General features: G+C 72.6%; 19 protein-coding genes. 9 read left to right on the forward strand and 10 right to left on the reverse strand.

Translation table 11 applies throughout. From position 1 onward, the window contains the following. Window positions 1–62: 62 nt before the first annotated feature. On the forward strand, window positions 63–638 hold the full coding sequence (locus ACZ9QC_RS25470) for a hypothetical protein (protein ID WP_472915239.1): 576 nt from the start codon (window positions 63–65) through the stop codon (window positions 636–638). Window positions 639–695: 57 nt separating this feature from the next. Here ACZ9QC_RS25470 and ACZ9QC_RS25475 read toward each other — a convergent pair whose 3' ends face one another. From ACZ9QC_RS25475 to ACZ9QC_RS25505, 7 genes are all read right to left on the reverse strand, one after another. Further along, window positions 696–2,057, reverse strand: coding sequence for an APC family permease (locus tag ACZ9QC_RS25475; protein ID WP_472915240.1), 1,362 nt, complete (start codon window positions 2,055–2,057; stop codon window positions 696–698). A 96-nt stretch (window positions 2,058–2,153) separates the two neighbouring features. After that, on the reverse strand, window positions 2,154–2,867 hold the full coding sequence (locus tag ACZ9QC_RS25480) for a lipoprotein (RefSeq protein WP_472915241.1): 714 nt from the start codon (window positions 2,865–2,867) through the stop codon (window positions 2,154–2,156). A gap of 104 nt (window positions 2,868–2,971) precedes the next feature. After that, complete coding sequence (locus ACZ9QC_RS25485) at window positions 2,972–3,346, reverse strand: roadblock/LC7 domain-containing protein (RefSeq protein WP_215455894.1); 375 nt, start codon at window positions 3,344–3,346, stop codon at window positions 2,972–2,974. Between the two features lie 16 nt (window positions 3,347–3,362). Continuing rightward, the gene (locus ACZ9QC_RS25490) at window positions 3,363–3,971 is read right to left on the reverse strand and encodes a roadblock/LC7 domain-containing protein (RefSeq protein WP_472915242.1); all 609 of its coding nucleotides are present in this window, start codon (window positions 3,969–3,971) and stop codon (window positions 3,363–3,365) included. 37 nt (window positions 3,972–4,008) lie between these two features. After that, complete coding sequence (locus ACZ9QC_RS25495; RefSeq protein ID WP_472915243.1) at window positions 4,009–5,250, reverse strand: hypothetical protein; 1,242 nt, start codon at window positions 5,248–5,250, stop codon at window positions 4,009–4,011. Then, complete coding sequence (locus ACZ9QC_RS25500; protein WP_009327980.1) at window positions 5,247–5,645, reverse strand: hypothetical protein; 399 nt, start codon at window positions 5,643–5,645, stop codon at window positions 5,247–5,249. Before ACZ9QC_RS25500 ends, ACZ9QC_RS25495 begins: the two co-directional genes overlap by 4 nt. Before the next feature lie 324 nt (window positions 5,646–5,969). After that, window positions 5,970–7,391 carry a type III PLP-dependent enzyme domain-containing protein gene (locus tag ACZ9QC_RS25505; protein WP_472921805.1) on the reverse strand — a complete coding sequence of 474 codons (1,422 nt, stop codon included), beginning with the start codon at window positions 7,389–7,391 and terminating at the stop codon, window positions 5,970–5,972. 157 nt (window positions 7,392–7,548) lie between these two features. Between ACZ9QC_RS25505 and hutU the strand changes: the two genes are divergently transcribed. The 4 genes from hutU (at window position 7,549) to hutI (ending at window position 13,263) form a co-directional block, all read left to right on the forward strand. Then, window positions 7,549–9,219, forward strand: a complete 1,671-nt coding sequence (gene hutU, locus ACZ9QC_RS25510; RefSeq protein ID WP_472915244.1) for a urocanate hydratase — start codon at window positions 7,549–7,551, stop codon at window positions 9,217–9,219. Window positions 9,220–9,398: 179 nt separating this feature from the next. Beyond that, window positions 9,399–10,604, forward strand: a complete 1,206-nt coding sequence (locus ACZ9QC_RS25515; RefSeq protein WP_472915245.1) for an allantoate amidohydrolase — start codon at window positions 9,399–9,401, stop codon at window positions 10,602–10,604. Further along, window positions 10,601–11,941 carry a formimidoylglutamate deiminase gene (locus ACZ9QC_RS25520; protein ID WP_472915246.1) on the forward strand — a complete coding sequence of 447 codons (1,341 nt, stop codon included), beginning with the start codon at window positions 10,601–10,603 and terminating at the stop codon, window positions 11,939–11,941. The genes ACZ9QC_RS25515 and ACZ9QC_RS25520 overlap by 4 nt, the downstream gene beginning before the upstream one ends. Beyond that, entirely contained in the window at window positions 11,938–13,263 is a 1,326-nt protein-coding gene (gene hutI / locus ACZ9QC_RS25525; protein ID WP_472915247.1) for an imidazolonepropionase, read from the forward strand. The genes ACZ9QC_RS25520 and hutI overlap by 4 nt, the downstream gene beginning before the upstream one ends. 82 nt (window positions 13,264–13,345) lie before the next feature. Here hutI and ACZ9QC_RS25530 read toward each other — a convergent pair whose 3' ends face one another. Together ACZ9QC_RS25530 and ACZ9QC_RS25535 are read right to left on the reverse strand one after the other, a co-directional pair. Continuing rightward, entirely contained in the window at window positions 13,346–15,244 is a 1,899-nt protein-coding gene (locus ACZ9QC_RS25530) for a ricin-type beta-trefoil lectin domain protein (RefSeq protein WP_472915248.1), read from the reverse strand. A gap of 230 nt (window positions 15,245–15,474) precedes the next feature. Next, complete coding sequence (locus ACZ9QC_RS25535) at window positions 15,475–16,377, reverse strand: RNA polymerase sigma factor SigF (RefSeq protein WP_215457863.1); 903 nt, start codon at window positions 16,375–16,377, stop codon at window positions 15,475–15,477. 247 nt (window positions 16,378–16,624) lie between these two features. On the opposite strand from ACZ9QC_RS25535, the gene ACZ9QC_RS25540 reads away from it, so the two are divergent. The 4 genes from ACZ9QC_RS25540 (at window position 16,625) to ACZ9QC_RS25555 (ending at window position 20,172) form a co-directional block, all read left to right on the forward strand. Then, entirely contained in the window at window positions 16,625–16,993 is a 369-nt protein-coding gene (locus ACZ9QC_RS25540) for an STAS domain-containing protein (RefSeq protein ID WP_230221066.1), read from the forward strand. 390 nt (window positions 16,994–17,383) lie between these two features. Next, complete coding sequence (locus ACZ9QC_RS25545; RefSeq protein ID WP_472915249.1) at window positions 17,384–17,899, forward strand: ATP-binding protein; 516 nt, start codon at window positions 17,384–17,386, stop codon at window positions 17,897–17,899. A gap of 206 nt (window positions 17,900–18,105) precedes the next feature. Further along, a complete protein-coding gene (locus ACZ9QC_RS25550) occupies window positions 18,106–18,852 on the forward strand; it encodes an LPXTG cell wall anchor domain-containing protein (RefSeq protein ID WP_472915250.1) in 747 nt (248 codons plus the stop codon). Window positions 18,853–19,059: 207 nt separating this feature from the next. After that, complete coding sequence (locus tag ACZ9QC_RS25555; RefSeq protein ID WP_472921806.1) at window positions 19,060–20,172, forward strand: hypothetical protein; 1,113 nt, start codon at window positions 19,060–19,062, stop codon at window positions 20,170–20,172. 161 nt (window positions 20,173–20,333) lie between these two features. Here ACZ9QC_RS25555 and ACZ9QC_RS25560 read toward each other — a convergent pair whose 3' ends face one another. Next, window positions 20,334–21,878, reverse strand: coding sequence for a peptide MFS transporter (locus tag ACZ9QC_RS25560; RefSeq protein WP_472915251.1), 1,545 nt, complete (start codon window positions 21,876–21,878; stop codon window positions 20,334–20,336). Window positions 21,879–21,946: the final 68 nt, after the last annotated feature.

The following is a 21,946-nucleotide window of genomic DNA, read 5'->3' on the forward strand; positions in this document are numbered from 1 at the left end:
ACGTTCTCCCGCTAGCGTGCCCGCGACTGTCGTACGACCTGAGTTCACGGGAGGCGGGGAGCGTGGCGCGCGGAGGGCAGGGGCTTGCTCGGGTGGCCGTCGTGGTGCGGGCAGGGGCGGCGCCGTTGTGGTGGCTGGGAGTGCTCGCGGCCGGGATCGGTGTCCTGCCGTCCGGGCTGACCGGGCGGCGGATCGGGGTGCTGGCGGGGGCCGCCGTGTTCATCGTCGCGGCCGCCGTGGTGGCGTGGGTGGGGCGCGGCCGGTATCTCGCGCCCGCGCGGGAGGCCGTGCGCGCCGGCAAGCACGATGTCCTCCAGGACCGTGCCGTGACGCTGCGCGCCTGGCGCCGGGGTCACCGCTGGTGGCTGCTGCTCGGCTTCGCGGCCGCCCTGGGCTCCTCCTTCGCGCTCCCCGCGGCGGGTGGGCTGCTCCTCGCCGGCCTCGGCACCGGCCTCCGGCTCAAGGCCGCCTGGCTCGGCCGCCGCGAACGGGCCGCCGGGCAGCTCTTCTGGGTCCGGGTGGACTGGCTGTCCGCACGGGCCGGCCGCCCCACGGGCAAGCGGGTGCCCTCCTACCGGCTCACGGGCATCGAAGCGGGCGACGCGGCACCCGGGGGCGGCCGAGCCAGGCGGCCGTAGGGCCGCCGCCCGACGACGGCGGGCGCGTGGGCTCGCTCCGGTGGGGCGGTGCGGGCGCTACTCGTCGCGCGTGCGCAGGACCAGCTTGTTCACCGCCCACAGGGCGATGCCGATGGCCAGGAGCACACCCGCGCGGATGTAGACGTCGGCCGGGCGGTCGGCCAGCGGGCTCGCCAGGATCAGGGCCGTCAGGGCGCCGAGCACCGGCAGGGCCGTCGGCGTCCGGAAGTGGGCGTGGTCGACGCGGTCACGGCGCAGGACCAGGACCGCGATGTTGACGACGGCGAAGACACAGAGCAGCAGGAACGCGGTGGTGTCGCCGAGGCCCTCGATCTCGCCGGTGGAGACCAGGCCGATCGCGAGGAGGGTGACGAAGACGATGCCCACGACGGGCGTACGGCGGCGGGGCAGGACGCGGGCCATGCCGCGCGGGAGGATGCGTTCGTTGGCCATGCCGTAGCAGAGGCGGGAGGCCATCATGATGTTGATCAGGGCCGAGTTGGTGACCGCGAAGAGGGCGATCAGGGCGAAGAGTTCGTGCGGGAAGTCCACCCCGCCGGCCTTCACCACTTCGAGGAGCGGACCGCTGGAGCCCTCCAGGGTCCCGGCGTCGACCAGCAGCGACGACACCAGGGCCACCAACACGTAGATCGTGCCCGTCACGGCCACCCCGATGAAGATCGCGCGGGGGAAGGTCCGGGTCGGGTTCTTCGTCTCCTCCGCCATGTTCACCGAGTCCTCGAACCCGACGAAGGCGAAGAACCCGAGGGCCGTGGCGCCGAGCACGCTGGTGAGCAGGGCGTATCCCGTGCCGCTCGCCTCGAACTCGGTCAGCCGGGACGGCTCGCCGTCACCGTTCAGCACCGCCCAGGCGCCGATCGTGAGGATGATCAGCAGGCCGGTCAGCTCGACCAGGGTCAGCACCACGTTCGTCTTCACCGACTCCGAGACGCCCCGCAGGTTCAGGGCGGCCAGCAGGACGATGAAGGCGATGGCGACGAGGGTGGGCGGCAGGGCCCCGTTCGTCAGCTCCTCGAGATAGTCACCGCTGAAGGCGCGCGCGGCGGCGCTCGCGGAGGACAGGCCGGAGCACATCACCATGAAGGCGACGATGAACGTCAGGAAGGGCAGCTTGAACGCCTTCTGCGTGTAGAGCGCCGCCCCGGCCGCCTTCGGGTACTTGCCGACCAGTTCGACGTACGACGCCGCCGTCAGGATCGCCACCACGAAGTCGATCACGAAGGGGAGCCAGAGCGCTCCGCCGACCTTCCCGGCGACCTTGCCCGTGGTCGCGTAGATGCCGGTGCCGAGGATGTCGCCGATCACGAAGAGGATCAGCAGCTTGGGGCCGAGCACCCGCTTGAGGCCGGTCTCCTCGGCGGGCGCGGGTGCCGCGGCGGTGCCTTCGGCGGTGGACAAGAGAACCTCCCCCGGTCGGTGATCCGTCCGGGGGACTCATGCCCGGTCGCGGGCCGTGGATGCCTGCGCGACCGGTTCTCGGCGCCGGGAGGGTGATCAGGTCGTGCTCAGTGTCCGCTTGGCCAGCTCGTACGCCGGGAGCATCTGCTCGTGCTCCTGTGTGTCGAGGCCGCCGAGATGGACCACGACGGGCCCGTCCGGGGTGACGGTGACGAAGGCCCGCTCCTGCTTGGTCTCGTCCAGCGCCTCACTGGTGTAGAGGTACTCGACCTCGGTGCCCCGCACGTCGGAGTCGGAGGTGAACTCGCCGTACTTCGCCTCGCTCGTGTCCCCCTCAGCCGCCACGAACTCCTTGAGCAGCGCCTCCGCGTCGCCCTCCTCGGCCCCCTTCTCGCCCGTCCAGACCCGGATGAAGCCGATGTTCCCGGCCGGCTTGGCGTCGATCTCGCACGCGGCGGTGAACGGGCCCTGCCGGAGCAGCCCCTCGGCCAGCTCGGCCGCGAGCTCGTCCTCCTCGGAACCGCCGCCGGCGCCGGGCGTGCCGGCCTCGACGGCCTCCGGCCGCCACTTCTCGGCCGTGTCGAAGGTGACCGGGAGGGGGCAGGCGGAACCGGCCGCGCCGACACTGCCGCCGCTCTTCGCGGCCTCCTCGGTGCCGGCGGCGGTGTCCTTCCCTGCGGCGGACGCCGCGCCGCCGGTGCTCGCCGACGGCTTCGCGTCGTCGTCCCCCGCCGGCTCCGAGCACCCTGTCAGCACCCCGGCCAGCAAGGCCAGCTGCGCCGGCACCGTCCCCCGTACCGCTCTTCCCACGGTCACCCTCCCCTTGTCGTTCGAGGTCGGACACGGTAGCCGAGGTGCGCGCGGGCGGCGCTCCCCGGTTGGGGGGCGCCGCCGGAGCCGTCGGATCAGGCCGGTCAGACCTCCAGTTCCGCCTCGATCCGCCGCAACTGGTGCCGGGCCATGGCCAGGTTGGCGCGCTTGGCGTCGAGCACCAGGTAGAGGAAGAGGCCGTTGCCGCCGCGCCCGGTGATCAGGCGGATCAGGTGGTACGCGTCGGTCAGGGTGATCAGGATGTCCTCGATCTCGCCCTTGAGGCCGAGGTGTTCCATGGTGCGCAGCTTGGCGCGGACGACGTCGGTGTTCCCGGCGGCGGCGACGGTGAGGTCGAACCCCTTGCTGCCGCCGATCGTGCCCAGTGCCATGCCGCTGGTGTAGTCCACGAGGGCGGCGCCGGTCGCACCCTCGATGGACGCGAGGGCCTCTTTCAGCGCGGTCTCGGTGTTGGTCATGGTGTGCGGTGTCCTTTCAACTCTCACTGGTGGTAGGTGTGTTGGGAGTGGTTCGGGGGGTGGGGCGTGGGGTGGTGGCGCGTGGTGTCCGGCGGGGCATGGTCGACCTGACCGTGGCCTTGGCCGGTGCCTGGGGCGAGATCGCGGCCGCGGTCGCGTCGGAGCCGTTCGCCCCGTTGGCGGTTCGGGCCACGGACCGGGCCAGGTTCCTGGTGGCCGCCCTGGCGCCCGCCGCGGCCTGCTCGTCGGGCCGTGGCAGCGCATCCACCAGTTCGCCGATCCGGCCGCCCGCCCGGCGGCCCTCCAGGTGCAGCCGGCCCACGTTGACGCGGTCCTGGGTGAGCAGCGTCAGTACGGCGGAGGAACCCGCCGCGTACGTCGCCACATAGCCTTGGTCGCCGCGCAGCAGCAGTTCACGGAGATCGCCCCGGCCGGCGGCGTCCGTCATCCGTACGGCGACGCCCAGCGCGGCCGCGGTGAGCGCCGCCAGGCCCTCGGGTTCCACCCCGGGGGTGTCGTGGGCGAGGACCAGCCCGTCCACGCTGGCCGCCAGCGCGCCGGTCAACTGGGGTACACGGGCCCTCAACCGGTGTAGTTCGTCGAGGACTTCGGCCTCCGCGGCCATGAGCAGTCTCCTCTCGGCGGGACGCTCCCGCTGCCGCTCAAAGGGCCTCCAGCGCATCCCTGAGCCTTTGCAGTAGAGCCACGTCGGGGTCGGGGGTGGTGAGCGGCCAAGGTGGGGTGAAGGGTGCGGCCCCGACACCGGCCGTGAGCCCGGCCGACGGATCACGGCCCGGGGCGGACGGTGCGGGGTGCCCCGGGACGACCCGGGTGAGGTGCCCGGGGGCGACCGGTGCGAGCGGGCTCGGGTGGCCGGGGTCGGCCGGTGGGAGCCGGTGCGGGTCGAGCGGCGCGGGGTGGCCCGACTCGACCGGTGTGAGGTGCCGTGCGTCGGCCGGTGCGAGACCGCCCGGGGCCGTCGGCGTGTGGCGCTTCGCGTCGGCCGGGGTGAGGTGCTCCGGGTGGGGGAGCGGGGACTGGTCCGGGCCGGGTGGTGGTGGGGGAGGGCCCGGCGGGCGGGCGGGGGCGGGGTCCCGGCGGGTGGCAGGGGCGGGGTCCGGCCCTGCCGGAGCCAGCGGTGCGGGAGCCGGCGTTGTCGAAGCCCGCCCTGCGGGAGCCGGGGGTGCCGGGGCCGGGACGCGTCGGGCCGTGGATATGAGGCCGGCCGCCGCCAGTCTTCGCACGTCCACGAGGGTGTGGAAGGCGGGGCGCCCCAGACTCAGGGAGATCTCGGCGGCCGTGCGGAAGCCGTCGACCTGCCCGAGCACGGCTCCCTGCCGGGCCGGGACCGACGGTGCGTCCGGGCCGACCGCTCTGACCAGTGGAGCCTCGTCCGTCGCCGGGTCGGGCCAGATACGGTGCAGAAGGTCGCGGCGGCGCCGGGCCTCGCGCTCCACGGCGGCCACCGGCACCGGCCGGATCGGCCCCAGCCAGTGCGCGGCCCCGTAACGGAAGCTGGCCGGCGCGCTGCTCGGGCCGAGGACGAAGTACGCCGCGTCGAAGAGCGCGCCCGCGTGGCACAGCTCCAGCGCGCCCCGGGCGACCCGGCCGCTGTCCACCAGGAACCGCCCGACCCGCAGCCCCGCCCCGGCCGTGTCGACCGCCTCCCGCCAGCCGTCGGAGTCCAGGATGCCGCCGGTGGCGAGCAGGACGTCGAGACCCGGGGAGCGGGGGCTCTCGGCGTGCACGACCTTCCCCTCGGACAGGTACAGCGACCCGCTCTCGCGCAGCAGGACGCCGGTGGCCCCCTCGGCGGCGAGCCGGCTCAGCATCGGGGAGACGGCCTGCCGGAAGTGCTCTCCGCGCACGGGCAGCGGGGGCGCCGGTGTGGTGATCACGCTCATGCCAGCACCAGCCGTCCGGCCATCTCGCCGAGCCGGATCCGGGCCAGCGCGAGGTTGCCGTCCGTACGCGCCAGCCACAGGTGCAGGAACACACTGCTGTCGAACGTCGTCCGCACGAACCGCAGCACGTGGTACGTGTCCCGGTTGCTGACGATCAGGTCCTCGACCGGCAGATCAGCCCCGGACCAGTCGGAACCCTCCTCCGGTGCGAACGCCCGGTGCTCCGCCGCGAGCCGCGCCAGTTCCGCCGCCTCCGCCGCTGTCGTCTCGTGGTCACCGCCGGGTGCCTCCCCGACCGTGCCCAGCGCCAGTCCGCTGGTCCAGTCGACCACCGCGGCGCCCAAGGCACCGGGCAGCCTCATGGCTTCCACCAGACACTCGTCGATTCCGGGCACCGTGGCTCCCCTCCTGCCTGCGGTTCGGCTGAGTGACGCAGACGCTACGCAACGTGTGCGCGAGGGGTGAGAGATCTGGCATTTTCCAGCGGAACATGCGGACAGGTGACTAGGGTGGGTCGACTTGCCTGCTTTTCACCGCTGTTGGGCCCGGGAACAGGCCCGGCGCGCTGAGGTGGACCTATGCGGCCGACCTGCATGGCGGGCGCGGACGGAACGCCGCGCCTTCACCATTCTGAGGGGCGCGAGGGGCGCGCGAGAGGGAGCTTCTGCGAACTTGGGGCGCGGGCAAGTCCTTCACGGGCGCGAGCCGGCAGGCGCCGGTCAGAGCCCCAGCAGTCCCGACCGCTCCCCTCCCCCCGCCTCTGCCACGATCTCCTCCACGCTCTGCGCCTGCCGTACCACCGCGAACCGCATCTGCCCCTCCCCGGGCGCGTACCCGTAGATCCCGGGCCGGGGCAGGGAGTTGTACGCGTAGTGGTGCGCGAAGTAGTACGCGCCGGTGTCCAGCGCGGCCGCGTAGTCCCCCGGCTCGAACAACGGCAGCGAACGCCCCTCCGCCAGCAGATCCCCGGCGAAACAGGCGGGCCCCGCGACGTCCTGCGGCACCGCCGGCCCCTCCTTCACGCGGCCCTTCGCGTCGTACGCGGCGATCCGCAGCGGCCAGGACCCGGGCGCGTACACCGTCCGGGTCGCCACCTGCACCCCGGCGTGGGTGACCGCGATGGCCCGGCCGCCCGCGCTCTTCGTGTACTCCACCCGGGCGACGACCGTCCCGTGCTTCGCCAGCAGCGACCGCCCGAACTCGGTCACCAGCCCGTACCGCCCGTCGAACAGCCCCGGCACCGCCTCCGCCAGCAGCCGCGCGTACTGCTCGTACGTCGGTGTGGCCGCCTCCGAGGCGAAGTTCACCGGCAGCCCGCCGCCGATGTCGATCGTGTCGATCTGCCGCCGCCCGATCCGCCGGTTGATCTCCTCCGCCAGTTCGTACGTCTCCGTGATCCCCCGCGTCATCAGCGACAGCGGGATCCCCTGCGACCCGGTGTGCGCGTGCAGCCGGCTCAGCCACGGCCGCTTCAGATACGCCTGGACGACCCACTCCCGGGCCCCCTCGTCCCGGAGTGCCACCCCGAACTTCGAGGTGGCCGTCGCCGTGGACAGCGCGTCGATCGCGCCACCGCCGACCTGCGGGTTCACCCGGATGCCGACGGGCGAGCGGGTGGTGGCCGACCGGACGAGCGCGTCGATACGGTCCAGCTCCTGCGGGTTGTCCGCGTTGACGGCGATGCCGAGCGCCAGCGCCTCCCGCAGCTCGGCCGGCGTCTTGGCGGGGGAGTCGAGCACGGTCAGCGTCGGCGGCACCCCGGCCGCCCGAGCCAGGGCCAGCTCCCCCGCGCTCGCCACCTCCGCGCCGATCCCCGCCTCGCGCAGCAGCCGCAGCACGGGCACGAGCGGCGTCGCCTTCACCGCGAACGCGTGCAGCACCGGCGTCCCCGGCGCCGTCACCGCGTCGAAGGCCCTGCGCAGTGCCCCGGCCGACGCCCGGATCCCGGTCACGTCGAGCAGGGCGACGACCGGCTCGCCGGGACCGAGGAGCCCCTGCTCCACCGCCGCCCGCACCGCCTCGTCCCGTCGCGCGGCCCGCTCGCCGTCGGTGTCGAACAGGCGCAGCGTGCGCTCGGCCTCCTCCTCGTCGTGCCGACCGCCGGGCCGCTCCCCTTCGGTCCCGTGCGTCACGTCTCCCATCTCTTCCCCCGTTGTCGTGTCGTCGTCCGCACCCATAGGGCCAGTGTGTCCAGCCAAACATCCACGGCGTGCCGCCGCTGGCCCTACGGGTGTATTGACTAGTTCTATTCAGCAAGTCAGGATGTGAATAGTTGCTGTAAAGCGAGGAGGCAGACCCGTGTCAGGACCCCGCCCCGTCCGAGCGCCGCGCGGTACGGAACTCAGCGCCCTGGGCTGGCAGCAGGAAGCCGCCCTGCGCATGCTCCAGAACAACCTCGACCCCGAGGTCGCCGAGCACCCCGACAAGCTCGTCGTCTACGGCGGCACGGGCAAGGCCGCCCGCGACTGGCGCTCCTTCGACGCCATGGTCCGCACCCTGAGGACGCTCAAGCAGGACGAGACCATGCTGGTCCAGTCCGGCCGCCCCGTCGGCGTCATGCAGACCCACGAGTGGGCCCCCCGTGTCCTCATCGCCAACTCCAACCTCGTCGGCGACTGGGCCAACTGGGAGGAGTTCCGCCGGCTGGAACAGCTCGGGCTGACCATGTACGGGCAGATGACCGCCGGTTCCTGGATCTACATCGGCACCCAGGGCATCCTCCAGGGCACCTACGAGACCTTCGCCGCCGTCGCCGCCAAGAAGTTCTCCGGCACCCTCGCCGGGACGATCACCCTCACCGCCGGCCTCGGCGGCATGGGCGGCGCCCAGCCCCTCGCCGTGACCATGAACGACGGCGTCGCGCTCTGCATCGACTGCGACCCCCGCGCCATCGAGCGCCGCATCGAGCACCGCTACCTCGACGTCAAGGCCGACTCCCTCGACCACGCCCTCCAGTTGGCCGTCGAGGCCCGTGACGCCCGCCGCCCCCTGTCCATCGGCGTCCTCGGCAACGCCGCCGACCTGGTCCCGCAGCTCCTCGCCATGGGCGCCCCCATCGACATCGTCACCGACCAGACCTCCGCCCACGACCCGCTCGCCTACCTGCCCGTCGGCGTCGACTTCGACGACATGGCGTCGTACGCGGCCAAGGACCCGGCCGGTTTCACCACGCGCGCCCGCGAGTCCATGGCCCGCCACGTCCAGGCCATGGTCGGCTTCCAGGACGCCGGGGCGGAGGTCTTCGACTACGGCAACTCCATCCGGGGCGAGGCCCAACTCGCCGGGTATGAAAGGGCGTTCGCCTTCCCCGGTTTCGTCCCCGCCTACATCCGGCCGCTGTTCTGCGAGGGCAAGGGCCCCTTCCGATGGGCGGCCCTCTCCGGCGACCCCGCCGACATCGCCAAGACCGACAAGGCGATCCTCGACCTGTTCCCCGAGAACGAGTCCCTGCACCGCTGGATCAGGATGGCGGGCGAGCGCGTCCATTTCCAGGGCCTCCCGGCCCGCATCTGCTGGCTCGGCTACGGCGAACGCGACAAGGCCGGCGAGCGCTTCAACGACATGGTGGCCTCCGGAGAGCTGGCCGCGCCGCTCGCGATCGGCCGCGACCACCTCGACTGCGGCTCCGTCGCCTCCCCCTACCGCGAGACCGAGGCCATGCTCGACGGCTCGGACGCGATCGCCGACTGGCCGCTGCTGAACGCGATGGTCAACGTGGCCTCCGGGGCGTCCTGGGTGTCCCTGCACCACGGCGGTGGCGTGGGCATGGGCCGCTCCATCCACGCCGGCCAGGTGACCGTGGCAGACGGCACGAAGCTGGGCGGCGAGAAGATCCGCCGGGTACTGACCAACGACCCCGGCATGGGCGTCATCCGGCACGTGGACGCCGGGTACGACATCGCGGAGTCCGTCGCCGACGAGCGGGGCGTACGGGTACCGATGCGCGAGGGTGAGGGCGAGGACGCGTGACGCGGAGCGAAGGGGGGTGTGGCGGCAGCGCTTCGGTGGGGGCCGAGGCCTCGTCGCCGCATGCTGGTCCGGCCGCGGGGAGCGGTGCCGCCGACCGGACCGGTGCGGGGAGCGGTCGTGCCGGGGCCCCGCAGGATCCTGGGCGAGCGCCCCTCGCGCGGGGTGCCTCCTTCCATGAGATGTGGCGGGAGCTCAGGCCCATCGGGCGGCACTCCGAGTCCGGGGGATACCGCCGGTTCGCGTGGACCGGGGCCGACGCCGAGTGCCGGGCCTGGTTCGAGGAGCAGGCCCGGGACCGGGGGTTGGACTACGAGGTCGACCGCAACGGGAACCAGTGGGCCTGGCTCGGCGACCCCGCCGCCGGGGATGCTGTCGTCACCGGGTCGCATCTCGACTCCGTGCCCGACGGCGGCGCCTTCGACGGCCCCCTCGGCGTCGTGTCGTCCTTCGCCGCGCTCGACGAACTCCGCGCCCGGGGCGCCCGGTTCGACAAGCCGCTCGCCATCGTCAACTTCGGCGACGAGGAGGGCGCCCGGTTCGGGCTGGCCTGCGTGGGGTCCAGGCTCGCCGCCGGGCACCTGACCGTCGAGCAGGCGGGCCGGCTGACCGACGCGGACGGGGTCACCCTGCCGCGGGCCATGGAGGCGGCCGGGTACGACCCGGAGGGCATCGGCCCGGACCCGGAACGGCTCGCACGGATCGGCGCGTTCGTCGAACTGCACGTCGAGCAGGGACGGGCCCTGGACCTCTCCGGCGACGCCGTCGGCATCGCCAGCTCCATCTGGCCGCACGGCCGGTGGCGGTTCGACTTCCGCGGCGAGGCCAACCACGCGGGCACCACACGGCTCGTGGACCGCCGGGACCCCATGCTGTCGTACGCGGAGACCGTGCTCGCGGCCCGCCGTGAGGCGCGGCTCGCCGGAGCCGTCGCCACCTTCGGCAAGATCTCCGTCGAGCCGAACGGCGTCAACGCCATCCCCTCCCTCGTACGCGGCTGGCTCGACTCCCGTGCCGAGGACCAGACGACACTGGACACGGTCGTCGGCGCGATCGAGGAGGCGGCCCGTGATTTCGCCCGCGAGCACGGCGTCGAACTGGACGTCGTCCGGGAGTCCTTCACCCCCGTCGTCGAGTTCGAACACGCCCTGCGGGACGAGATCGCCCGCATCCTGGGCCAGGACACGGCCGACCTGAAGGTGCCGGTGCTCGGGACCGGCGCCGGACACGACGCCGGGATCCTCTCCGGGACCGTCCCGACCGCCATGCTGTTCGTACGCAACCCGACGGGCGTCTCGCACTCCCCGGCCGAGCACGCCGCCGAGGACGACTGCCTGGCCGGGGTGACCGCGCTCGCCGACGTACTGGAAGGGCTGGCCCGCAGGTGACGGAGACGACCTACTGGCTCGAACACGCCTGGCTCGGCACCGACGTCGAGCCGGGGGTGACCCTCACGGTCACCACCGAAGGCCGCGTCGGCGCCGTGCGCACCGGCACGCCCACCCCGCCCCCGGGCGCGGTCGTCCTGCGCGGCCTGACCCTGCCCGGTCTCGCCAACGCCCACAGCCACGCCTTCCACCGCGCCCTGCGCGGCACAGTCCAGGTCGGCTCGGGCACCTTCTGGACCTGGCGCGAGGTCATGTACCGGGTGGCGGACCGGCTGACCCCGGACACCTACCACGCACTCGCGCGAGCCGTGTACGCGGAGATGGCGCTGGCCGGGATCACGGCCGTCGGCGAGTTCCACTACGTGCACCACGCCCCCGGCGGCACCCCGTACGCCGACCCGAACGCCATGGGTGAGGCGCTGATCGAGGCCGCCGCCGAGGCGGGCATCCGGATCACCCTCCTCGACACGGCCTACCTCTCCGCCGGCTTCGGCAAGGCCCCCGACCCCCACCAGCTCCGCTTCTCCGACGGCACGGCCGAGGCCTGGGCCGAACGCTGTTCAGTTCTCAAGGACCGGGATCACGCGCGGATCGGTGCGGCCGTGCACTCCGTACGGGCCGTGCCGGCGGGACAGTTGGCGACGGTGGCGCGGTGGGCCGAGGAACGGCGGGCCCCGCTCCATGTGCACCTGTCGGAGCAGACGGCGGAGAACGACGCCTGCCTGGCGGCGCACGGCTGCACCCCCGCCCGGCTCCTCGCCGACCACGGCGTGCTGGGCCCCCGTACCACCGGCGTCCACAACACCCACCTCACCGACGAGGACATCGCCCTCCTCGGCGGCAGCGGCACCGGCACCTGTATGTGCCCCACCACCGAACGGGACCTCGCGGACGGCATCGGACCGGCCGTCGCCCTGCAACGCGCCGGCTCCCCGCTCTCCCTCGGCTCCGACAGCCACGCCGTCATCGACCTGCTCGAAGAGGCGCGCGCGATGGAGCTGAACGAGCGCCTGCGCACCCGTACGCGCGGTCACTGGACGGCGGCGGCCCTCCTGCGGGCGGCCTCGGCCGACGGCCACGCGGCGATCGGCTGGCACGACGCCGGCACCCTGGAGACGGGCGCGCTCGCCGACTTCACGACGATCGCGCTCGACTCCGTCAGGACAGCGGGGCCGCTTCCACGGCTCGGCGCGGAGACGGCTGTATTCGCCGCGTCGGCAGCAGACGTGTCGCACACGGTGGTGGGAGGTCGGCACGTCGTACGGGACGGGGCGCACGCGCTCGTACCGGATGTGCCGAGAGCCCTCGCGGACGCCGTCGCCGCACTGCGCGGATGACCCCCGGCGGCACGAGCGAACGGCCCGCCCCCGGACCCGACTCCGCCCGCGAACCCCACTTCGCTCCCGAACCCGACCCGACCGCCGACCAGGCAACCAAGGACGCCATGAGCAGCCCGACGACCGACAGCCCCGCCCACTCGGCGAGCACCGCCAGCACGCTCATCACCAACATCGCTGCCCTGGTCACCAACGACCCCTCCCTCGGCGACGGTTCCCCCCTCGGACTGATCCAGGACGCGGCCGTCGTCATCGACGGTGAACGCATCGCGTGGACCGGTGATCAAAGCAAAGCACCCGCCACTGACAATCGCGTCGACGCCGGTGGGCGGGCGGTGATCCCGGGCTTCGTGGACTCCCACTCCCACCTCGTCTTCGCGGGTGACCGGACCGCCGAGTTCAACGCCCGTATGTCCGGCCGGGCCTACAGCGCGGGCGGCATCCGCACGACCGTCGCCGCCACCCGCGCCGCAACCGACGAGGAACTGGAGGCCAACCTCACCCGCTACCTCGGCGAGGCACTCCGCCAGGGCACGACCACCTTCGAGACCAAGTCGGGCTACGGCCTGACCGTCGAGGACGAGGCACGGGCGCTGCGCATCGCCGCGCGGCACACGGACGAGGTGACCTACCTCGGCGCCCACATCGTCTCCCCGGATCACGCCGAGGACCCCGCCGCCTACGTGGCCCTCGTCACCGGCGAGATGCTGGACGCCTGTGCCCCGTACGCCCGTTGGATCGACGTCTTCTGCGAGAAAGGCGCCTTCGACGGCGACCAGGCCCGCGCGATCCTCACGGCCGGCAAGGCCAGGGGCCTGCACCCGCGCATCCATGCCAACCAGCTCTCCTACGGCCCCGGCGTCCGGCTTGCCGTGGAACTGGACGCGGCCAGTGCGGACCACTGCACCCACCTCACCGACGCCGACGTGGACGCCCTCGCGAACAGCCGTACGGTCGCCACGCTGCTCCCCGGCGCCGAGTTCTCCACCCGCGCCGAGTGGCCGGACGCCCGGCGCCTCCTCGACGCGGGCGTCACCGTCGCCCTCTCCACGGACTGCAACCCCGGCTCGTCCTTCACCTCGTCCGTCCCCTTCTGTGTCGCGCTCGCCGTGCGGGACATGGGGATGACGCCGGACGAGGCCGTCTGGTCGGCCACGGCCGGGGGTGCGAGGGCGCTTCGCCGCGACGACATCGGACGCCTCACGCCGGGCGCGTACGCCGACCTCGCGCTGCTGGACGCACCCAGCCACGTCCACCTCGCCTACCGGCCGGGCGTCCCCCTGGTCAGCGGGGTGTGGCGCAGGGGAGCGCGCGTCGCCTGACCACAGCCGGGCGCTGACCGGCGCGGGCGGACCGGTGTGGGGCGCGGGCGGCGGTGCCCGGTGCCGGCGGCGGTGCCCCGTGTCAGCTGGAGACCGGTCCCGCGCCCGCGCGCCAGCGCTGCCCGTCGCGTCCGGACGCCTCGGTGAAGGAGACGGAGCCGAGGGCGTCCGGGGTCACGGCGTGCCCCGGCGCGATCGCCGGGCGGATCATGCCGCGGGAGTCGACCTCGAACCGCAGGTTGTCGCCGTTGTCCCCGTCGAGCGAGTCGCAGTCCCAGATGCCCACGCCGTCGTCGGTCGCCCCTCGGCTGTCGAGGCACAGGTCGGGATCGGCGAACGACTGGAGGGCGTCCCGGCGGGAGTCGAGGCGCCAGCGCTGGGTGTCCCGCGAGGAGCAGGTGGCCGTGACGACGTCGGTGCCCTTCTCCAACTCGCCCCGGATGTCCAGGCACAGGCCCGACGCGACGTTCACCACCTGGGTGTAGGCGCCGTTCAGCGGGGGCCCGTACGGCAACGACGGCTTCGTCGGGCCAGGCGTCGACGGATCCGGACTCGGGCTCTTGGTCGGCTTCTCCTTCTCCGGAGTCTTCGAGGGGCTCGCGGTCTCCGAGGGGGTCGGGGACGGTGTCGGGCTCGGCGGGACGGTCGGGGGCACCGTGCTCGGGGGCGGTACGACGGGCGTGGTGCCGGAGCCCGCCTCGTCGTCGGACGAGGAGCCGACCGACCCCGAGAACACCAGGAACGCCAACAGCGGCGCCAACGCCACGCCGAGCGCCACCGAGGTCAACGCGACCCGACGCGACGACGACCACCTGGCCCCCGAGGCCCCGGCCCCGTCCTCGCCACCACTCGAACGCAACGACCGGGTCCAGCCCACACTCCGGGCCGCCCCGCCACCGACTCCCGCACCGAACCCGGGCCCGCCACCGAACTCGGTCCCGCCACCGCTCTCCGCGCGCTCCCCACCACCGACATCGGAACCGCTGCCCGAACCCGCAACCGAACCCGAGTCGGAACTGAAGTCGGAACTGGAGCCAGGGCCGGCAGGGCCGGCAGGGACGGCGGCCCAGGCCTCGGCCACCGCCTCGGCCGCCGCTGCCGAGCCCTCGGTCCGCGTCCCGGTCGCGCCCCGCGTGTATTCCGTACCGCCCCACGGCAGCAACCCCTCCGCGAGAGTCGCGCGCGGGCTGTCACGCAGGGCGCACAGCTCCTCGTACGCGCCGGCGCAGTGCCGGCAGTGCTCCATGTGGGCCTGCAGATCGGTGCTGTGGCGAGGGGTGTCGGGCCGTACGGACTCCTCGATCAGCCGGCGGAAGTCCTGGCAGCGCGGGTCGTCGGAGGCGGCCAGCCGCACGCTCAGACAGGCCCGGCGCAGGGCGTGGAGCGCGGACTCCCGCTTGTACGTGACGTCGGCGGGGGTGAGGCCGAGCAGGACGGCCGTACGGTCGTCCGGTTCCCGCTCCACGACGCCGTACCAGATGAGGCCCTGCGGTTGGGGCGGCAGCAGTTCGAACGCCGCGAGCAGGGGCGGGACCCGGCCATCGGGGCCCGTCGTGTCCAGCACGCCCCGCAGGGCGGGGGCGAGACCGGTCGCGCCGCCGTCGGTGGCCCAGCCGGCGGTGACCCGCGCGGTCAGCAGGAGCAGCCGGTGGCGCCAGGGCACGGTCGGTTCGACCCCCCGGGCCGTCTCCTTGGTGGCGACCGTGAACGCCTGGGTGGCCAGCTCCCGTGCCGCGGACTCGCTCGCGGCGCACAGCCGGGCGTAGGCGAGGACCGAGGCGTGGTGGCGCTCGCGCAGTTCGCGCAGGGCCACGTACGCGGTCGGTGAGTCGGAACGTAACAGCGCGGTGAGGCGGGTGTCGGACGCGTTCGCGTGCCGGTGCTCGGACCCGTCGCCGGGGCGTGCGCCCGGCGTGCCGGTGTTCCGGTGGTCCTCATGGCCGTCGTCGCCGTCGGGGCGCTCGTCCCGAGCCCGAGTCATCCTCGTGCCTCCTCGCACCCCCGTGTCCACCCGTCGGCCTCTGGCATACCGAACAGTCTGACGCGTGACCATAGTGGCTGAAGGTGAACCGAGGGGAAGGGGTTTCTTGCGGTAAGGGGGTGATAGGGGAGGAGACAGGGGTCGGGCCGGGAACGGTTCGGCCGGGTACGTCAGGAGTGTCGCAACTCCCGCCGCACCCGGCCGACTTCGATCTCCGTCGCGACGGACGGTCACTCCTCCAGCGTCAGTCCCTTGCGCAGACGCACCAGCGTGCGCGACAGCAACCGGGACACGTGCATCTGGGAGATGCCGAGTTCGTCCCCGATCTCGGACTGCGTCATGCCGGCCACGAACCGCAGCGACAGGATCTTCCGGTCGCGCGGCGGCAGTTCGGCGATCAGCGGCTTCAGGGACTCGACGTACTCGATGCCTTCGAGGCCGTGGTCCTCGTAGCCGATCCGGTCCGCCAGGGCGCCCTCGGAGTCGTCCTCCTCGGGCTGGGCGTCCAGGGACGAGGCGGTGTACGCGTTGGACGCCGCCATGCCCTCGACGACCTCGTCGTTCGTCAGCCCGAGGCGCTCCGCCAGCTCTCCCACCGTCGGAGCGCGATCGAGCTTCTGGGCGAGCTCGTCACCGGCCTTGGCCAGATCGAGCCGGAGTTCCTGGAGTCTGCGCGGCACCCGCACGGACCAACTCGTGTCGCGGAAGAAGCGCTTGATCTCGCCGACGATCGTCGGCATCGCGAACGTGGGGAACTCGACGCCCCTGCTCAGTTCGAAGCGGTCGATCGCCTTGATGAGGCCGATCGTGCCGACCTGGATGATGTCCTCCATGGGTTCGCTGCGCGAGCGGAACCGGGAGGCGGCGAACTTCACCAGAGCCAGGTTGAGTTCGACCAGGGTGTTGCGGACGTACGAGTACTCGTACGTGCCTTCCTCAAGGGATTCGAGCCGCTCGAAGAGGGTCTTGGACAGGGCACGTGCGTCCACCGGTCCCACCTCGTCGTACGGGGGGATCTCCGGGAGGTCGGCGAGCGCGTCGCCCGGATGGTGGGCGAGGTCGTCCTGCGTCTCTTCCGGGGCGGATGCCGACGTCGCCCTCTGGGTATGCGATTCGTCGAGCCGGGGTGACATGATGTCCTCCATCGTTCTCGGCATATGGCCGCCGATGCCCATACGTGCACTGCGGTGTGCGGCGCCTCCAAAGCCGGCCGTGTCGATTGGTGTCACTACTAGCCCTACCCGGTTTCCCGAGGTCGTCGCAAGTGCCTCCTGTGGCGAAATGTCCCTTTGTGGGCGATTGTTCGGGTGTCGGAGAGTGTGGAGAAGGCGTAGTGTTCGAGGGCGAGTCAGCAGTCACAACGGTCGGGAGAGAGACGGCATGGACCGTGGGACGGTCGGCAGCGCACAGTCGGGCCGACTACGGGTCGAGGTGCGGGAAGAGGGCCCCAGCGCCGTCGTGACCCCGGCGGGTGAGCTCGATCACCACACCGCCGATCTGTTGCGTGAGCCACTCGAGAGCTGCCTGGACAAGGGGTTCACCCGTCTGGTGGTGGACTGCTCACGCCTGGAGTTCTGCGACTCCACCGGGCTCAACGTCCTGCTGGGCGTGCGGCTCAGGGCGGAGGCGGCGGGCGGCGGCGTCCATCTGGCGGGCATGCTCCCGGCGGTGGCGCGGGTCTTCGAGATCACCGGGGCGGACGCGGTGTTCACCGTCCACGACAGCCTTGAGGCCGCCCTGGGTGACTAGGGCCGCCGACCGGCCCGCCCGTGACCTCCGTCACGGGCGCCGTCGACCGTGACGGTCGACGCCGTCGGGTCGGCGGCCTCCGCCGCTCGTACGTTCCGGGGCGTCCCCGGGTGTCGCACCCCGACCGTCGGGTTATTCGCGTCACAGGTTCTGTGCCGAAAACGTGGGTGTTCTGACGGTTCGCTCGGGCAGGAGACATCCTGGACGCGTCGGTGGTGACCCGGATACGACCGGGTCATGGCCCGGTGGCACGGATGTACCGCGAGGTGTGACGGAAGTACGGATGGCGCAACGGATGACTGCAGAGAACGGCATGCACCGCGGGTCTTCGTCCCGCACCCTTGATAAGTCCTGAATCGTGAACTGGTGAATCGGTGAGGTGAAGCGCTGATGAGCACCACCCGGCCTTTCTCGCCGGGCGACCGCGGCCCGGAACCGGGTGCCGGCGGCGCTTCCGGGATGCCGGGCGGAGACCCGCCCGAGGCCCCCGCCGCGAACCGGCTTCCCCGTCGACTCGGCTTCGACGGCGAGAGCGGCGTGGTGCCGCTCGCCCGTGACTTCACCCGCCAGGCGCTGTACGAGTGGGGGTGGCTGCCGGCCGCGACCGCGGACCAGCGGGCCGCGGCCGAGGACGTGCTGCTGGTCGTCTCCGAACTGGTCACCAACGCCTGCCTGCACGCCGGGGGTCCGTCCGAACTGCGCATCGGGTGCGACAACAAGGTGCTGCGCATCGAGGTTTCCGACCGGGGGACGGGCAGCCCGGCCCCGCGCACACCGCACCGGGCCGGACGGCCGGGCGGGCACGGGATGTTCATCGTGCAGCGGCTCTGCCTGGACTGGGGGGTCGTACGGGCTCCCGGGGCGTCCGGGAAGACGGTGTGGGCGGAGCTGGGAGCACCCGCGTAGCCGCTCCCGCGTGGCCGCTCCCGCGTGGCCGCACCCGCGTGGCCGCACCCGCGTAGCCGCTCCCTCCCTTTCGTGAACCGCGGGCGGCCGTCGAGGCGTGCGCCGAAGCCGTCGCCACGCATCCGAACACATCCGACACTTGCGCGTGTCTTCCTTCTCCGAGGGCCCCGGCGTACCTTGAGCCGCCGATCTGATGTTCCGTCAGAATGTGGGGTGCCGAGGTGTCGTACCGGACGTACCAGAAACGAACCGCCGCGCTCGCGACCCTCGCGGCCCTGGCCGGCTCGGCGGTGCTGATGGCCGCCCCGGTGGCCCATGCCGAGGTCGTGGACGTCGAGTACAACTGCAAGACGCCGATCGGGGACAAGTCCGCGGTGTCGCCGATCGACATCAAGGGCGTCGAGAGCGGTGACGGCTACAAGATCACGATGTCGTGGCAGAAGGGCGTCTCGTCCAGCCCGGTCGAGCTGGGCAAGGGTGCGATGACGCCGAGCGCCACGATCGAACTGGGCGGGGCCGAGAGCGGCACGCTCACGGTGACGGGGCCGGCGAACCAGGAGGCGATCCCGGCCAACACCCCGATCAAGATCAACGACCTGAGCGGCACGTACACCCCGAAGGAGACCGGCAAGGTCGAGTTCACGGCGGGTGTGCTCACCATCAAGGCCCTCGGCACGGTCACCACCTGCACGCCGGGCAACGATCCCGGGCCGTCGCTGACCCTCGACGTCACCGCCGCGGGCGGTTCGGGGGGCGGGTCCGCCACGGGTGGTTCGGGCGGGTCGAGCACTACGGGCGGTACGGGTGGTTCGGGTGGTTCGGGCGGCGAGTTGCCGCAGACCGGGCCCCTGGACTCGGCGGTCGCCCTCGGCACACTCGGCGGCACGGTGCTGCTCGCGGGCACGGCCGGCGTGCTGTGGGTGACGCGCAGGAACCAGGCGGTACGTCGCTGACGGGAGCCGAATGTGATCAGAAGGCGGCGGAGGCGGATCCCGGCGTCGTGCGTGACCCCGTACGCGAGCTCGTACGTGACCTCGTACGTGACCTCGTACGCGGCTTCCCGCGCGGCGTCGGTGAGGGTGCTCACGGTGACGGTGCTCGCCCTCGCCCTGGGGCTGCCGGCACCGCTCGCGGACGGTCTCGCACAGGCACAGGCACGGATGCGGACGCAGGCGTCCGCGCAGCCGCAGGGGCGGGCGGCCGCGGGGGAGCAGACCGTGAAGCTGTCCAAGTCGGAGGCGGGGACCGGTGGTTCGGTCACCGTGACCGGCAGCGGCTGGCGGCCGAAGGCGATCCTGATGGTGCTGATCTGCGGTCGGTCGACGCCGTCGAGGGGGGTGCCCGGGGGCACCGACTCCTGTGCCAACGCCGACGGACGGGCCGTCACCGCCGACGACAAGGGCGCGTTCCGCCGGGAGTTGCCGGTGGCGGAGCCCCCGGTGCCGTGCCCGTGCGTCGTGCACGTCTCCACCATCACCGGCCCCAAGGCCGAGGCCGACGCGGCGTTCCGGGTCGCCGGGCACTCGGTCGAGCCGCTGCCGCGGGAGGCGGCCGGCGGACGGCTGTCCCTGTTGGCGGACGGCCGACTGACGGGCTCCAGCGGGCTGTTGACCTGGTTCGGGGCACCGCCCGCCCGTGAACTGGTCCTCACCGTCGGCAACGTCGGTACCTCCCCGGTGAAGGACCCGGTCTTCCAGGTCGGCACCTCCCACGGCGTGTTCGCGCCGCGCTGGGAGGAACAGCGGTGGCGCGGCACGGTCCGGCCGGGCGGCGAGGCCCGCATCACCCTGCCCGTCGACCTCGCGGCCGGGGCCCACGGCGACTACACCGTCTCCCTCAAGTACGGCGGCAGGGTCCTCACCGAGCAGACGTGGAGCGTGGGCCGCCCCTGGGGCGTCACCCTCTTCTGGCTGATGCTGGGCCTCGTCGTGCCGGCCGCGCTGTTCCGGATCGGCATGGCGGTGGTGGACCGCGTGCGGCCGGGGCGCGAGGCTCCCGCGCGGAAACGCCGGAGGCGCCGGCTCCCCGACCTCCCCGCCTGGTTTCCCAAGCCGCCCCCGTCGACCGCCGCCCACGCCCAACCCCGGGCGCCGGCCGCGTCCCGCACCCCCTCGACCCTCCCGTGGTTCACGCCGGACACGGACACGGACACGGAGACGGACGCGAGCGCGAACGCGAACGCGAACGGGGATACGGGCATGGATGCGGGCGCGAGCGCGGACGCAGGGGCGGCACGGGCCGCGCACCTCTCCTCGTCGCCGGAAGACAGGTAGGCGTGAGCGTGAGGAGCGTGGACGCGAATGACGCGAATGACGCGAAAGGGGCCGCCGCACCCTCCTGGGTGCGGCGGCCCCTCCCACGACCGTCGGGTACGAACCGTCGGGTACGAACCGTCGGGTACGAACCGTCGGGCACGAACCCTCGGGCCTCGGCCTCAGTCGACGTCGCCCGTGAGGGCCCTGACCTTCTTGCGGTACATGTAGATCGCGAAGCCGGCCAGGACGGCGAGGGTGGCCTCGACGGCGACCATGCCGGTGCCGCTGAGGTCGAAGCCGCCGACGGCCGGGTTGGAGAGCAGCCCGGTGATCGAGTCGCCCGCGGTGACCGCGAGGAACCAGACGCCCATCATCTGGCTGGCGTACTTGGCCGGCGCCATCTTCGTCGTCACCGACAGGCCGACGGGGGAGAGACACAGCTCACCGACGGTCTGGATGAAGTAGATGCCCACCAGCCACATCGGGCTGGCCAGGGTGCCGTCCGCCGCCATCCCCAGCGGAATCAGGAAGAAGAAGAACGAGACACCGATGAGCACCAGGGCCATCGCGAACTTCACCGCCGTACTGGGCTCCCTGCCCTGGCGGTTGAGCCACAGCCAGAGCCAGGCGAAGACGGGGGCCAGCGCCATGATGAACAGCGGGTTCAGCGACTGGTACCAGGAGGTCGGGAAGTCGAAGCCGAGCAGCGAGCCGGCCACCTTCTCGTCGTTCGAGCCGAACGCCTGGACCGTGGACGCGCCCTGGTCGTAGATCATCCAGAACACGGCGGCGGCGACGAAGAACCAGATGTAGCCGGTCATCTTCGACTGCTCGGCGGTGGTCAGCTCCTTGTCCCGCTTGATGCGCAGCAGCACACCGGCCGGGACGACCAGACCGATGACCGTGAGCGGGATCATCGCCCAGTTCAGGGTGAAGTGGCCGCTGAGGCCCACGGCGCCGTAGAAGACGGCGGCGACGGCCAGCCAGAGCAGGCCCTTGCGCAGCCAGGCGGCGCGCTCCTCGGCCGCCAGCGGCTTGGGGACGACGTCGCTCTTCGGGCTCAGGCTGCGGCTGCCGGCGAGGAAGGCGGCGAGACCGATGGCCATGCCGACCGCGGCCAGACCGAAGCCGAGGTGCCAGTTGACCTTCTGCCCGACGGTGCCGATGGCAAGCGGGGCGAAGAAGGCACCCGCGTTGATGCCCATGTAGAAGATCGTGAAGCCGCCGTCGCGCCGGGGGTCCCCGGGGCCGTCGTACAGGTGGCCCACCATCGTGGAGATGTTGGCCTTCAGCAGACCGGAGCCCGCCGCGACCAGCGCGAGGCCCGCGAAGAACGGTGCCTGGCCGCCCGGCAGGGCGAGCACCAGATGCCCGGACATGATCGTGACGGCCGCGATCGCCACCGTCTTGCGGGGGCCCCAGACACGGTCGCCGAGCCAGCCGCCCGGCATGGCGAGCAGATAGACCATCGCCGAGTAGACGGCGACGATCGTGGTGGTGGTGGCCAGGTCCATGGCCAGGCCGCCGCCCATGCTGTCCTTGCCGGCGTCGGGGCCGCCGGAGAGCAGGTAGACGGTGAGGAGGGCCTTCATTCCGTAGTAGGAGAACCGCTCCCACATCTCGGTCATGAAGAGAGTGGCCAGTCCGCGGGGGTGGCCGAAGAAGGTCCCCTCGGCGCCGGGGGTTCCCCGGCCGGCCGAGTCCTTCGTCAGGCTGGACGCCATGGTCGTTCCTTGCAGTTCGGGACGGCGTCGTGGGGGCGCGCGCCCGGTGGAGGGGCGGCCGGCACCGG

Source organism: Streptomyces sp. HUAS MS02 (genome assembly GCF_055702265.1).